9 protein-coding genes are annotated in these 14,799 nt (G+C 58.3%); 5 read left to right on the top strand and 4 right to left on the bottom strand.

Annotated features, from left to right (window positions below; genetic code table 11):
* Positions 1-102: 102 nt before the first annotated feature.
* Both FMN52_RS04530 and FMN52_RS04525 read left to right on the top strand, forming a co-directional pair.
* Complete coding sequence (locus FMN52_RS04530; RefSeq protein WP_148607516.1) at positions 103-2,244, top strand: RelA/SpoT family protein; 2,142 nt, start codon at positions 103-105, stop codon at positions 2,242-2,244.
* A 78-nt stretch (positions 2,245-2,322) separates the two neighbouring features.
* Positions 2,323-2,709, top strand: coding sequence for a RidA family protein (locus FMN52_RS04525; RefSeq protein WP_064228391.1), 387 nt, complete (start codon positions 2,323-2,325; stop codon positions 2,707-2,709).
* 63 nt (positions 2,710-2,772) lie between these two features.
* Here the strand turns inward: FMN52_RS04525 and FMN52_RS04520 are convergent, their stop codons facing one another.
* On the bottom strand, positions 2,773-3,639 hold the full coding sequence (locus FMN52_RS04520) for an NAD-dependent epimerase/dehydratase family protein (RefSeq protein ID WP_148607515.1): 867 nt from the start codon (positions 3,637-3,639) through the stop codon (positions 2,773-2,775).
* Positions 3,640-3,715: 76 nt separating this feature from the next.
* Here FMN52_RS04520 and FMN52_RS04515 point away from each other — a divergent pair, with 76 nt between their 5' ends.
* The 3 genes from FMN52_RS04515 (at position 3,716) to FMN52_RS04505 (ending at position 8,275) form a co-directional block, all read left to right on the top strand.
* Positions 3,716-4,675, top strand: coding sequence for a hydrogen peroxide-inducible genes activator (locus FMN52_RS04515; RefSeq protein ID WP_148607514.1), 960 nt, complete (start codon positions 3,716-3,718; stop codon positions 4,673-4,675).
* Between the two features lie 8 nt (positions 4,676-4,683).
* Positions 4,684-6,759 (top strand): ATP-dependent DNA helicase RecG, encoded by a 2,076-nt coding sequence (gene recG, locus FMN52_RS04510; RefSeq protein ID WP_148607513.1) that lies wholly within the window; start codon positions 4,684-4,686, stop codon positions 6,757-6,759.
* Between the two features lie 151 nt (positions 6,760-6,910).
* Positions 6,911-8,275 (top strand): HDOD domain-containing protein, encoded by a 1,365-nt coding sequence (locus FMN52_RS04505; RefSeq protein WP_148607512.1) that lies wholly within the window; start codon positions 6,911-6,913, stop codon positions 8,273-8,275.
* Positions 8,276-8,620: 345 nt separating this feature from the next.
* On the opposite strand, the gene FMN52_RS04500 is transcribed toward FMN52_RS04505, so the two are convergent.
* The 3 genes from FMN52_RS04500 to FMN52_RS04490 form a co-directional block, all read right to left on the bottom strand.
* Positions 8,621-9,082 (bottom strand): DUF2489 domain-containing protein, encoded by a 462-nt coding sequence (locus FMN52_RS04500; RefSeq protein ID WP_148607511.1) that lies wholly within the window; start codon positions 9,080-9,082, stop codon positions 8,621-8,623.
* A 19-nt stretch (positions 9,083-9,101) separates the two neighbouring features.
* Positions 9,102-11,396, bottom strand: a complete 2,295-nt coding sequence (locus FMN52_RS04495) for a molybdopterin-dependent oxidoreductase (protein ID WP_148607510.1) — start codon at positions 11,394-11,396, stop codon at positions 9,102-9,104.
* Positions 11,397-11,554: 158 nt separating this feature from the next.
* A complete protein-coding gene (locus FMN52_RS04490) occupies positions 11,555-14,794 on the bottom strand; it encodes an Ig-like domain-containing protein (protein WP_148607509.1) in 3,240 nt (1,079 codons plus the stop codon).
* Between the last annotated feature and the right edge of the window lie 5 nt (positions 14,795-14,799).

The raw sequence follows: 14,799 nt of genomic DNA, 5'->3' as shown, positions 1-14,799 counted from the left end.
TATAGTGTAGCTATAGAACGTTGCTGGAAGGACTATGGAAGGACCCGGATGCGTGCATTCGGGTTTTTTTGTCCCTGAATTTCATGAAGTTGTGGAGGCGCGGTGTCGGCAGAGGCTACGGTTGAGGGACTGGCTCGAGAGCTCAGTTCTTATCTTGATACCAATCGCATCAATCAGGTGCGACGGGCCTATTATTATGCCGAGCAGGCCCACGAGGGTCAGATGCGCAAAAGCGGCGACCGGTATATCACCCACCCCCTGGCCGTCGCCCATATCCTCGCCGATCTCCGGCTGGACCATCAGAGCCTGATGGCAGCCATGCTCCATGATGTGATCGAAGACACCGGCATTCCCAAGGACGCTCTGGCGGAACAGTTCGGAGACGACGTGGCGGAGCTGGTGGACGGGGTCAGCAAGCTGACCCAGATTGAGTTTCGTTCACGGGCGGAAGCTCAGGCTGAAAACTTCCAGAAGATGACCCTGGCCATGGCGCGGGACATTCGGGTGATTCTTGTGAAGCTGGCGGACCGGCTGCACAACATGCGAACCCTCGGCCCCATGCCTTATGAGAAGCGTCAGCGTATTGCCACCGAAACCCTCGATATCTACGCCCCCATCGCAAATCGTCTGGGCATGCACTCCATCTGCACCGAGCTTGAGGATCTGGGCTTTACCTCCCTGTATCCAATGCGCTCCAAGTATATTTCCAAGGCGGTGGATAAGCTCCGTGGCAGCCATCGGGAAATCATCGAGGACATTCGCGGCAAACTGCAGGAGAAGCTGGAAGAGCGAGGCCTGCCGGGACGGATCCTGGGTCGGGAGAAGCACCTGAACAGCATCTACAACAAGATGAAGTTCAAGCAGAAGTCCTTCCATGAAATCATGGATGTCTATGCCTTCCGGATCATCACCGACACCGAAGATGACTGCTACCGCATCCTGGGCGCCGTGCACAGTCTATACAAGCCCCTGCCGGGCCGGTTCAAGGACTACATAGCCATGCCCAAGGCCAATGGCTACCAGTCCATCCACACCACCCTGTTTGGTATGCACGTGAATATTGAGATCCAGATCCGTACCGAGGAGATGGAACATATCGCCAATAACGGTATCGCGGCGCACTGGATGTACAAGAACGAGCCCAGCAGTGTGACAAGTGTTAATCAGGCCAAGGTCGATAGATGGGTCCAGGGGTTGATGGAAATGCGGGAACGGGCCGATGACTCGATGGAGTTTATCGAGCACGTAAAAGTAGACCTGTTCCCGGATGAGATTTACGTGTTTACCCCCAAGGGCCGCATCATGGAGTTGCCCAGTGGGGCAACGCCGGTGGACTTTGCCTATGCCATCCATACGGATATAGGCAACGCCACCGTCGCCTGTCGTATCAACCGCAATCTTGGTTCGCTGAGTCAGCCTCTGCAGAGTGGCCAGACCGTGGAGGTCATTACTGCACCCGGTGCCCGTCCTAACCCGGCGTGGCTCAGTTTCGTGGTTACCGGGAAGGCGCGCAGCAGTATTCGCCATGTGCTTAAGAGCCAGAAACGAGCGGAGTCGCTGGAGCTGGGCCGCACACTGCTGAAAAAGTCCCTGAAGGGCTTTGGTGCCAAGCTTTCGGAAATCAGCGATGCCCAGAAACAGGCGGTGGTTAATCACAATCAGGTGAACAGTTTTGATGATCTGATAAGTGATATCGGCCTGGGTAATCGGATGGCCTATCTGGTTGCCCGTCAGCTTGCCAGCGGCTCTGAGGTTGCTGAAGCCAGTGAGGCGCCAAGGGATATTGAGGGTGGCAACCACAGCCCGGTGACCATTCGTGGCACCGAGGGCCTTCTGGTCCGGTTCGCCAGCTGTTGCAAGCCGATTCCCGGGGACCCGGTCGTCGGGGTGATGGATTCCGGCAAAGGCATGGTGATTCATTCTGATACCTGCTCCCGTTTGCCGGAGGATGACGAGGGCCGAGCGCGTCTGACCCATCTGAAGTGGGCCAAGGACATCACCGATGAGTTTTCCGTGGAATTGCGGGTAGAGCTGGAGCGCCAGCGCGGTGTGATTGCCGAGATGGCTAATGCCGTGGCCATGGCTGACGGCAACATCGAGCGCATCAACGTTGAGGAGCAGAATGCCCGCTTTGGCGTTGTCAGTCTCGTAGTGCACGTCAATGGGCGTCGACATCTGGCTCGCGTCATGCGACGGATTCGCAACATTCGTGCGATTACCCATATAAGCCGCGTCAGGCACTGAACCCGACCAAAGCCCGGTTGACAGGCGCGCTACGCAAGGGCGACGATTGGCGTTTTGGAAGAGAGGAAACCAAGGGTCATGACCAACAAATCCGTAATTCAGACCGAGAATGCGCCCCAGGCGATCGGCACCTATTCCCAGGCGGTAAAGGCGGGGGATACCGTGTACCTGTCTGGCCAGATTCCGCTGGTACCGGAAACCATGGAAGTGGTCGCCGGCGATTTTGCTGCCAAGACCCGGCAGGTATTCGATAACCTCAAGGCTGTTTGCGAAGCTGCGGGTGGCGAGCTGAAGGATATCGTGAAGCTGAACATCTACATGACCGATCTGGCGAACTTCGCCACGGTCAACGAGATCATGGCCACCTATTTCCAGGAGCCGTATCCGGCTCGCGCTGCTGTGGGTGTCGCAGCTCTGCCCAAGGGTGTGCCCATTGAAATGGAAGCAGTTATGGTGCTCAGCTAAGGCCTGATGAAACCGGAATTGATATAAAAGGCGGCCCAGGCCGCCTTTTTTAATGTCAAAGCGTTAGCCCCGGTCGATCATGGCACGGTAGCCAGCCCGGAAATCCGGATAGCGGAACCGGAACCCGGTGCTCAGCAGTCTCTTGTTGCTGCAGCGTTTACTGCCGGCTCGTCCGCCTTTTCGGGCATCGGGCTGCGGCTTGGCACAGGGCGTTTCCTGCCGCACCCATTCCACCACCTCATCAAGCCTGACCGGCTCGCAATCGCTGGCAATGTAACAGGTTTCCAGTGTCGCTCCCGAAAGTGCCAGCTCCACCAGATGGGTCGCCGCGTCTGCTGCATCCTCCTCATGAATCCGGTTGCTGAACGGTGCTGGCTTCGTCGGATTCATGCGTCCCTCCTGGACCTCCTCAAGAAAACGCCGCCGTGAAGGCCCGTAAATGCCGCTGTATCGGATGATAGTCGCCGGGTGGCCACTTTCCAGTGCGGTCTGCTCGCCGGCCAGAACCTGTTCGCCGCTGAACCGGGCCGGCCTGGTGGGGCTGGACTCATCCACCCAGCTGTCGTCATCCTGTGAATAGACACTGCTGCTGCTCACAAAGAACAGGTGTTTCAGTGATTGATCACCGAGGGCGGCCAACAAATTGGCCAGGCCCGTCACGTAAGCATCCCGATAACCCTGCTGATCGTAGCTGGAGGGCGTGAGGCAGTAGATCATGATGTCGAGACCCTCTGGCAGTTTACCGGTAAGGGTTTCTGGCCGGGTCAGGTCTGCGCCGATGCCGTGAACGCCGCCGGGAACACGGTCCGGGTTCCGGCGCAGGCCGAACACGGTGGCTGAGGCTGTCAGCCGACTGGCAATAGCGCCACCGAGTTTGCCGCAACCGGCCACCAGAATTCGAGGCGCGATACTACGTTCAGTGATTGCCATAGACAATTTCAATCCTTATGCTTTACCTCATAAATTAGTGAAACTTCGACCCGCATCTTTCTGACCGGAGCTCACCATGACTCTCACCGAGTTACGATACGTCGTTACGCTGGCCCGCGAAAGGCATTTTGGCCGGGCTGCAGAGCGTTGCCATGTCAGCCAGCCAACGCTCAGTGTTGCGGTTAAAAAGCTGGAAGACGAGCTCGGTATACCGCTCTTTGAGCGAAGCAAAAGCAGCATCCGTGTCACCGAAACCGGGCTGCGCATTATTGAACAGGCTCAGCGCGTCCTTGACCAGGTCGGCCTGATCAAGGACATGGCCCAGGATGGCAAGAACCAGCTCAATTCACCCCTGAAGGTAGGTGCCATCTACACTATTGGCCCCTATCTGTTTCCGCATCTGTTGCCAGAACTCAGGCGTGCCGCCCCGGAGATGCCCCTATACATTGAAGAGAACTACACCGCGAACCTGAGGCAGAAACTCCGGCAGTCCGAGCTGGACGCCATTATCATTGCCCTGCCGTTTGAGGAGCCGGAGGTCGTCACCCTGCCGCTGTACGATGAACCGTTTGTTGTTCTGCTGCCGGCCGGGCATCCGTTGGCCAGTAAGGAGCAGTTGACCGCTGACGAACTGGCCAAGGAGCAATTACTGTTGCTGGGGCCGGGCCACTGTTTCAGGGACCAGGTTCTGGAGTCCTGTCCACCACTGGTGGAGGCGGTGACACACAGGTCGAATAACGGGTCTCCAGCCCTGGTAACCGAAGGCAGTTCCCTGGAAACCATTCGCCATATGGTGGCTTCCGGCCTGGGTATTACGGTGTTGCCGCTCTCGGCTGCCACTGCCATGCAGTATCATGAAGACATCCTGGCAGTGCGTCCGTTTGCGCCCCCGGTGCCGTTCCGAACGGTGGCTTTGGCCTGGCGGGTTACCTTCCCGCGGCCCAAGGCTATTGATGTGCTTTCTCTGGCTGCAAGTCAGTGCCGGGTCATTGAGAAGGCGAAAACGGATACGCCGGTTGTGGCCGAAAGCGCCTGAGTCTGCCTATGACGTCACTGGATGACATTCCGGTCACCCAGCTCAAGGGCGTAGGAAGCGCCCTGGCGGAAAAACTCGCCAAGCTGGGTATCATCTCCCTGCAGGACCTGCTGTTTCACCTGCCGCACCGATACGAAGACAGAACCCGGATAATCCCCATGGGAAGTCTTCGCATCGGTGATGTGGCAGTGGTGGAAGGGGAGGTTATGAAAGCGGACCTGATCATGGGTCGCAGACGCAGCTTGCAGGTGACCCTCCGGGATAGCAGCGGCTTTCTGGTGATGCGCTTTTTTCATTTCAATGCGGCCCAGAAAAACCAGTTGAGCGAGGGCGCCAAGGTTCGCTGCTTCGGCGAGGTGCGCCCCGGGCGCGCGGGTTACGAGTTCTACCACCCCGAGTACCAGGTCAATCCGCCGCCCATGCCGGCGGAGGGCGAGGCAACCCTGACGCCGGTTTACCCTCTGACCGAGGGGATTCAGCAGCCCCGTGTTCGCTCGCTGTGCCAGCAGGCCCTGGGCTATCTCCAGCGCTTTCCGATTCGTGACTGGTTGCCTGGGGATCTGTTGACCGAATACCAGCTGCCCGGAATCACCGAAGCTGTTCAACTGGTGCATTCTCCTCCTGCCAACGCGCCTGTAAACCTGCTGATGGAAGGGCGCCACCCGGCGCAACAGCGACTGGTGATGGAAGAGCTGCTGGCGCACCAGCTGAGTTTGCTGCAGGTGCGCCAGCAGATTCAGGCCCGTGAAGCGCTCCCGCTCCTTCCCACGGGGGATTTGCCCGAGCGTTTCCTGGATTCCCTGCCGTTTGCGCTCACCGGCGCCCAGCGTCATGTCCTGGCCGACATTCGTCAGGATCTGAGCCAGCCGCTGCCGATGCTCAGGCTTGTCCAGGGCGATGTCGGCTCAGGCAAAACGGTTGTGGCGGCGCTGGCGGCTTTGCAGGTCATTGGCGCCGGCGCTCAGGTAGCCCTGATGGCGCCCACTGAAATCCTCGCAGAACAGCATTTCCAGAATTTTCGGACCTGGCTGGAGCCCCTGGGTATTCGCCTCGCGTGGCTATCCGGAAAGGTAAAAGGCAAGGCCCGAGCTGAAGCGCTGGAAGCAGTCCATTCCGGTGATGCAGGAGTCGTTATTGGCACCCACGCTCTGTTTCAGGACGATGTCGAGTTTCACCGCCTTGCCCTGGTGATCGTGGATGAGCAGCACCGTTTTGGTGTTCACCAGCGGCTCGCCCTGCGGGAAAAGGGCGTGGGCGGCTCGCTGGCACCGCACCAGCTGATCATGACGGCAACGCCGATTCCCCGTACCCTGGCCATGAGTGCCTATGCAGACCTGGATACCTCGGTTATTGACGAACTTCCTCCGGGACGAAAGCCGATTGAAACCATTGTGATTCCCGACAGCCGCAGAGAAGATGTCATCGAACGGGTTCGCAGCGCTTGCCAGGAAGGTCGACAGGCCTATTGGGTCTGCACCCTGATTGAGGAATCCGAAGCCCTGCAGTGCCAGGCCGCAGAGGTCACTGCTCAGGAGCTGGCCGAGCGCTTGCCGGACCTGAAAGTGGGGCTGGTGCACGGGCGGCTAAGGGCTCAGGAAAAAGTGGCGGTGATGGAGCAGTTCAAAGTCGGCGAACTGGATCTGCTGGTGGCTACCACGGTCATTGAGGTCGGGGTTGACGTTCCGAACGCGTCTTTGATTATCATCGAGAATCCGGAACGCCTGGGGTTGGCCCAGTTGCATCAGCTTCGCGGTCGTGTTGGTCGCGGTGAACAGGCCAGCTTCTGCGTATTGATGTACCACCCGCCGCTGTCGTCCAATGGCAAGGCCCGGCTGCAGGCGCTCAGGGACAGCCAGGATGGCTTCGTTATCGCCGAGAAAGACCTGGAGATACGGGGGCCTGGCGAAGTATTGGGCACCCGACAAACCGGTATGATGCAGTTTCGGCTGGCGGACTTTGAACGCGACAAGGGCTGGATTGAGCCAGTTCGGGAAATGGCTCCCGGCCTGATGAATCATCCGGAAATTGTCCAGGCACTGGTTCGACGGTGGCTTGGTGAAAGAACGCGCTACGGCGATGTTTGACTACGTCCATTCTCTCGCCTAATGCGTATGAAAGCTGCCTGGAAATAGAGTTTGATCAACTGCAGGGGCGTTTCTTTGCCCTATACTGGAGTAACGGTCGTTTTCGAACTCGGATCAACCGACGGAAATTAGCAACATTCGGGAGAAATTTATGGAATTACCTGTCGCAGTTCAGCAGGCTCTGGGTGAGACCGCAGCCGGCGTATCCCTTAGGGATGCGGCCCAGGCGAGCCAGAAAGAACTGTTACGAATGGTTCTGCTCAGTGATGAGCAAGGCAACCTTCAGGTAATCTGCCGCCGCGACGATCTGATTGACCTGGAACAGCTGAACAAGCAGCTGGGTCGTGACCTGCGCCTGATGAAGCGCCGCGAACAGTTGCGCGTTCGGGAAAGGGCTGGCCTCAAGGCGCTCCCGGCCTTGCCATCACTGACAGGCTGGCCAACCGTGGTGGATGATCGCGTGGATGACCTGCCAGCGGTCGCCCTGGAGCTGGGCGAGCAGAATCTGGCGATGGTCATGCCCGCTGAGGATTTCCTGGCCCTCACGGCCAAGGCCGACAGGCGCTCTTTCGCCGTTGCGCCGGAATCCATCAACGTGAATCTTGATGATCACGGTAAGGACCGGGATCAGTTTCATTCCGCTATCAAGAAGTTTACCGGCCTGAGAATACAGCAACGCCTGGAAGATACCCTGGAGCTGCCGCCTTTGCCGGAAACCGCCCAGAGGATTATTCATCTTCGGGTCAACCCTAACGCTGTCATGGGCGATTTGGTGGATATTGTCGAGAGCGATCCGAGTCTGGCGGCGCAGGTTGTGAGCTGGGCGTCATCCTCGTTCTACGCTGCTGCCGGCCAGGTAAAGTCGGTGCACGACGCGGTGTCCCGGGTGCTCGGATTTGATCTGGTCATGAACCTGGCAATGGGGCTTTCCCTTGGGCGGGCACTCAAGCAGCCCCAGGATCATCCGGACGGCTACGTGGATTACTGGCAACAGGCAATCTGGCAGGCCCAGTCTGCCGGCATTCTGGCCAGCATGATGCCCCGGGGCGAGCGGCCGGTGTTCGGTCTTGCGTACCTTGGCGGCCTGCTCCACAACTTTGGTCATCTGGTTTTGGCACAGGTGTTTCCGCCCCATTTCAAGCTGGTTTGCCGTTCCCTGGAAGTAAATCCTGATATCGATTCCTCAGTCACCGAGCATTATTTTCTTGGCATCACCCGGGAACAGATTGCTGCCCAGTTGATGGAGAACTGGGGTATGCCCGACGAGGTCACCCTGGCGATCCGTTACCAAAAGAATCCGCACTATGACGGCCCCCACAGCGTCTATGCCCGGTTGTTATGGCTGGGCCGCCAGCTGTTAACCGCCCGGGGCGTAGCTCTGGGTGCGGGAGAGGACGTCAGTCAGGCATTTTACGACGAGCTGGGGCTCAATCGGGAGCAGGTTGAAGAGCAGTTTGATGAGCTGGTAAACAGCAAGGACAGCGTCATGGCTATGGCCGGTATGATGAGCCAGTAGCAGGCGAGGCGGCCTTTCTCGGAAATCTACGTCAAAAAAAGCCGGCCCCAAGGCCGGCAAGCTCACCCGCTTTATTGCAGAGTCGTCCAAACTTATCGGGAGAAAACAACGTCAGGTGGCACCTTCCGCAGATGATAGGTGCCTCCCTGTTTTTAATTTAGACTCTTCGGGAGAAAAGAAAAGTCAACAGTTGTAGATGGGAAGGAATGAGCGGTGTGTCAGATTTTCAAGTTGCCCGAACCATTTGATTTTATGAGTTAAAATGCTCTTCCTGTCGCTTTTCCTGTTACAAACGGTTACAAAAATAAGGTCTGACCAGCTGCACTTTGCACCGGATCGCCAGTGCTAACGGGGAAAAGAGTGGTGTCGGATAGCTGTTGCTGCGCGGCGAATCGCATCAGCGTGCTTCTGCTCAACCTCAAACCGTTCCTTGTCCATTTTATCCACGAACTTCGTTTCTGTTGCCTGCCGTGCCCGGTGCGTGGGCATGTGCTGCAGCTGATCATGCACCTCCTGGAAAACCCTGAAAGGCGATTGCTCCAGTAACTCTGGAGCAATGTGGTCCAGCAGGCCCTTGAGCCTCAGGCAGGCTTCCGAGTACTCGATCTGGTCTTCTTCGACGGCCATCGCAATGACATGAACACTGCGGATCATGTCTTTTCTGCGGTTTGTCTGGAACTCTTCGGCCTTGGCTTGCCGCTTGCGATTTTCCGAAAGCAATCCCATCTGACGCCGGATGAATACCACCAGCAGAACGATGGCGATCAGACCGGCAATAATCAGACTCCACTGCAGCCATTGGGGCATTTTCGGCTCCTTTTATGAATCAGGCCCGTTTGCGTTGGCGCTCCGGGCGCCAGACTTTGACAGCAACGTGCTGTCCATTCAATACGGAAGTGCCGGAGAGCGGATCAATTCGACCGTCGCTGAGCACGTCGTTGATGCTGGCACCGGCATGGCCAGCCGCCACCGACTGGCCAGTGCCGTCGCGGTCATGGCCCCAGCCATGGGGAATGGATACCACGCCGGGCATCACATCTTCGGTAATCTCCACCGGCAAGACAATTTGTCTGGATTCCGAAGATATTTCTGCCGAGTCTGAGCCCTGCAAACCGAGACGGCTGGCATCTTTGGGGTGAATCATCAGGGTGCACCGGTCCTTGCCTTTCACCAGCCGCTGGCTGTTGTGCATCCAGGAGTTATTGCTCCTGACATGGCGCCGGCCAATGAGTTGCAGGGAGTCGCCGACCGGCGCAGCCAGGGCCTCATGCAGCCTGCCAAGATCGTCCAGATAGCGCCTTGGCGCAAGGTTGATCTTGCCATCGAGAGTAAACAGGCGTTCAGGCAGGGACGGCTGGAGCGGGCCCAGATCGACGCCGTTCGGGTTGTCCTTCAGGGCACTCAGGGAGAGTCCTTTTGGTAGCTTATGCCAGTGGCGGTTCAGGGGGCTGAGCTTGGCCAGGCCACGCAGCGGGTGTCGCTTCGGCAGAATGTCCATGACCAGATCAACGGCAGGTTGTAGCAATCCGCGTGCGCGCCCGGCGTCGGCGCCATAGGGGCCGGAGCGCAACAGCAGATCGAGGATCGGGTCCGGACCAATCTGCTTGAAGGCACGCCAGCCTAACTCCAGGCGCAGTGGCAGCCGCCCGCCTTTTCGGATCTTTTCCAGCCGGTGGGCCAGCTCCAGTAGAATCTGCCAGTCGTGACGGGTCTCAGGGCCGGCATCGAACAGTGCTTCGCTGTACTTGGCGACATTGCGCACCGCAAACATGCTGAAAATCAGATCGTAGTGGCTCCGTTCCAGAGCCGCTGTAGGCGGCAGAATGATATCGGCATGACGGGTGGTCTCGTTCAGGTAGTAGTCCACCGAGACCATGAAATCGAGCCCGCCCAGAGCCTCCTCCAGACGCCGCCCGTTGGGGCTGGAGAGCACCGGGTTGCCGGCAACAGTGACAAAGGCCCGGATCTGCCCTTCGCCAGGTGTCAGCATCTCATCAGCCATGGTACTGGCCGGGTATTCTCCGCCGAATTCGGGTAATCCCTTCACACGGCTGTGGCGCTTGCCGAAGTGGCCTTTTTGCCCGGCCATGGCGCCAAGCTCCACCAGATCAATGGCCGGCTGCGAAAACAGCATGCCACCCGGCAGGTCCAGTTTTCCCGTCAGGATGTTGAGGCAATAGGCCAGCCAGGTTGCCACACCGCCAAAGGTCTGGGTGCTTGTTCCCATGCGCGTGTAAAGAGCCGCCTTTTGCGTGGTGGCGAGCTGTCGGGTGAGGGCACGAATGTCCTCTGCGGAAATGCCAGTGTGTGCGCTGACCACTTCCGGGGTGAAGCTGAGGGCGGCCAGACGCAGAAGGTCGACGTCTTTCACCAGCCGTTCGGCCGGGCCGGGATCTACCAAACCTTCTTCAAACAACGTATGCACCATGGCCATTAGCAGTAGGGCATCGCTCCCGGGCCGGATGAAGTGGAACTCGTCGGCCAGCTTTGCCGTCTCGGTGCGGCGCGGGTCCACCACAACCATTTTGCCACCGCGCTGTTTCAGGGCTTTGAGTCGCCCGCGGAAGTCAGGAACGGTCATCAGGCTGCCATTGGATGCCATGGGATTGGCACCAATACAGATAAACAGATCCGTGTGATCAATATCCGGAATCGGGAACAGAACCTGGTGCCCGAACATCTCAAGGCTGGCCAGCATATGCGGCAACTGATCGTTAGACGTTGCTGAGAACCGGTTCTGAGTCCCGATGGCCCGGAGCAGTGGCATGGTGGCAACCAGAGAACCATGGTTGTGGACGTTGGGATTGCCGAGGTATACGCCGACACTGTTGCGGCCGTGGTCCTGGCGGGTCTGGTGGAGCTTTTCGGCGACCAGGTCAAACGCCTCGGCCCACTCCATTTCCTGCCAGCCGGTCCCGGTTTTCCGTATGGGCTTTTTAAGGCGGTCCGGATCTTCGTGCAGATCCTGCAGCGCAACCGCTTTCGGACAGATATGCCCCCGGCTCAGCGGATCATTCTCATCGCCTTTGATGGAGGCGATCTGGCCGTCCTTCATTTCGATCGCGACACCGCACATGGCCTCGCAAAGGTGACAGGTACGATAGTGGGTGCCGTTTTCCATGAAGGGGCTCTCCTGAAGGATTGTTGTTTTGCTATAGCGGTTTCAATGTGCAACCAGATTAGCAGTAAATGACTTGGAGGGGGAAATAACCAGCCGTTGCCCACGTTGCAAAAAGGGCCAACCCGAAGGCTGGCCCTTTGCAGAGGTTTTAGAGCTTTTTACTGCTCGGCCGGGATCTCTTTGACCGGATTCGAGATGAAGTTGAGATAAACGCCCTGTTCGGGGATCTGCAGAGGTATCTGGATATCGCCCGAATCCGTGCCAGAGCCGCTCAGGCAATCGGATAGCGAGTTGCCTGCCCCAATACACTGGAAGAAATCAATGGCCCCTCCGAGGAGGGGGATCTCCACTTCCACGTTGACATCAATAGGCGGCACATTGGCGTTGCGCTGTTCTACCTGCATGCGCCCATCGTCGAAGAAGACGATGGGGCCGTCCAGTTCCAGTGTGAACGGCTTACTGTACAGGTCGTGCGAGAGCGCCTGGGCGAGAGGCAGAGACAGGTTTGGCGCATCCAGTGTCAGATCTGCTGTGGTCTGGAATTGCGGGCGCCCCTGCTCGTCCTCAATGATCAGCCCTTCAACAAGTCCCTGGGGGTTGCCTTCAGTGGGCGTGCCATAGGTCATCCGGAGGATCTGGGGGCCGGTGGCCTGTTCGCCGAAGCCATCCAGAAAGACACTGGCTGATGTGGTGGCAAGCATGGTCGGGTAGAGCAGAACTCGTACGCCTGTTTGTCCCGTTTCCTCGTTCACGATGACCGGACCCAGGATCTCAGTGTTGAGCCCATAGGTCTGATAGATGAACTTGTTCTCCGGGCATTCCTCACTCGCCGAGCATCCAACACTGGCACCGACAGGCACCCCGAGTGCGTTGGCCTGCTTGCCTTCAACTCTGAGACGCGCTGCATTGGCGGAGGGCAGGAAACCGCCGGCTCCGTCCGCTTCGTGGGCGAAGGGTTCCAGGCAATCGGTGGCCCCCGGACTTGTGCAGTCGATGACGTAGTTCGAGTTGGTATCGCGTATCGGCAGGTTGCGAAGAGGCGTAAAGACTGTGTTTACAGACTCGCTGCCACGGAAGTAGATGGCCATATCCGGACCGCCGATGTCTTCCGGGTCTACCAGCAGGTCTGTTTGCAGAGGGTATCCCTGCTCGGAGCAGATAGCTGCGGAACAATCATTGGCGGCCGAGGATGAGGTCATGGTGTAGCGATAGTGAGCTCCGACCTCCCAGGCTGTCTCCGGATAGAAACGCACCCGCTGGTTGTTCTTCTCAAGTCGCCCGGCGACCGGTTCTCCGGCACCGACCGGAGTGCTCGCGTCTGTTACCTTCTCTACGATAAAGGTATTCTCGTTAATCGTTTCCAAATCCATGGACTGGGAGAACACCACCACGATCGGACGATCTTCTGGCATGTTGGTGACGGGAAGTACCTGGCCGAGCGGTCCTCCTGCTGCGCCATCCAGACACTGGCCATGGCTGCTGCTGGAAAGATCCACGCCCGTGGTGGCGCAGGGGTAGCCAGGGTAGGTGGTCAGGGCAATAGGTGAGGCGGGATCTGCCTCGCTGCCATCAGATGTTTCAGGTAACGCGAAGGACAGGTTGCGGCTAGCAGCCGGATTGCCTGCCAGGTCAGTGAGTTCATTGGTAATGCTCAATGTGTAGTCAATGCCATGTTGCAGGCCCCCGACTGGGTTCATCACCACCGCCGTTCCGTCGACATAAGCTTCCAGTGTTCCGTCCGTCAGTGTCAGTGGATTGCCGTTTGCATCAAGAACAAGCCCGTCAGCCAGAGATTCGGAATCAATGGGTTCATCAAAGAACAGAATGACCGGGTCCCCGGGCCGCTGCATGGACTGGCGCGTATCCGGAATGGCGTTGTCCGGGCCGGGCATCCAGCTGACCAGGCTCGGTGAAGTGCTGTCCAGTTCACGGAGCATCTCGGCATCCAGCACCGAGTCGGCATCGGTGGCTGCCTGCAAGTGGAATGCAATGGTTGAGTCGGTGTACTCCTGCCCCAGAAGGTTCGGTTCCACCATCCCGATGGCGTCGATGGTCAGCACGCCATCCTGAACCAGGGCGATACCTCGCAGCTCCACCCCCATCAGATCCTGTGACAGAGCCGCGTTGGGCTGGGCATTTACGGTATTCATGGAAACATCCATAAACAGCGTGATGTGCCGTGGTGCGTTCAGGTCGTCGGTATAGGGGTTGGGGCTCAGATAGCCGGAGGCGTCTGACAACATGGTGACTTTGATGTCACCGGTGGTCTGGAGTTGGCCGGTGGCGGCATCCAGAACGGGAACTGTGCCGCCTACGAGAACATCCAGGCTGGTGCTGTTCAGCACGCTGCCCCGGGCGATGCGCAACGGCAGTGCTTCGTCCGCTTCGAAAGCAGGTGCAAAAGCCAACTCTGCAAACAAATCGCCGCTTTGCTGAGAGGGGCCCGCTTCACCCTGTAGCACCGAGTTGAGGGTGACGCCGTTTATGATCTGGCCATTCAAAACCGAACGGGTCGCGTCCTCTTCCGTGGATCCTGCCGCCAGCCCCGAATCAACGGCAGATTGCTGCAGTACTACGGTGGGTCCGGTTTCTCGCGGTGTGAACTCAATCTCTTCGCTGAACCTGCCTGCCTGCGGGGAGGTCAGGCTGGCCAGGTTTTCAAGTTTCAGGGTATAGGTCTGGTTGGTATCCAGAACGTCGTCCTTGCTCCCGCATTCCCTGGGATCCTCGACCATACAGGGATCGACGGTTATCCGGTTGCCTTTTACCAGAACCGTCGCGGGGACTGATTCGCCGTTGCCGTCCAGGAGCTGTATCGACCCACCGAGAGCCTCCCAATCGGGATGGACTGGATGGGTCATGGCCAGCCGGAAGGTGGAAAAGTTCATTGCCTCGAATGGACTGTTGTTTGCCGGTACCTGCCAGGCAATACCAAACTCCTCGGTTGAGTTCGTAGTGGCGGAGGGCCCTGAGTAATTCCCTCGGGTCTCAAACTGGATGCCAGCATCGCCTGCGGCATTGGGCGTGTCGATCTGCCTGCCGCCTTCGGCAGCCAGTGGTTCACTGAAGGTCACCGTGTAGGTCCCGAGTTTTGCAAGCTTCGAGGAGGGCGACAGTATCAGACTCCTGCCACCGTCAATCCGGGCTATTGAAAACGGCACGGACTGGCCCTGCGACTCCACCAGGATCTTGTTTTGCAGATCCGCATCCTCGTCGGTTACGGCATGGCTGAAGCGCAGAACGATGTCGGCCTTGGGGCTGACATCCGGCTGCCCGTCGGCGGGATAGGAATAAACCACCGACCCGGGAGAGACTTTCTCATTCATGGACTGTTCGCTGCCGCCACAGGCGGCCAGCAACAGGGCGGGAACCAATGCCAGTGTTTTGTTGTACTTCATGGCGT

The organism is Marinobacter sp. BW6, from assembly GCF_008107725.1.
Taxonomy (GTDB): Bacteria; Pseudomonadota; Gammaproteobacteria; order Pseudomonadales; family Oleiphilaceae; genus Marinobacter.
The sequence above is the reverse complement of the archived record's forward strand: the minus strand, read 5'-3'. Positions and strand labels throughout refer to the sequence as shown.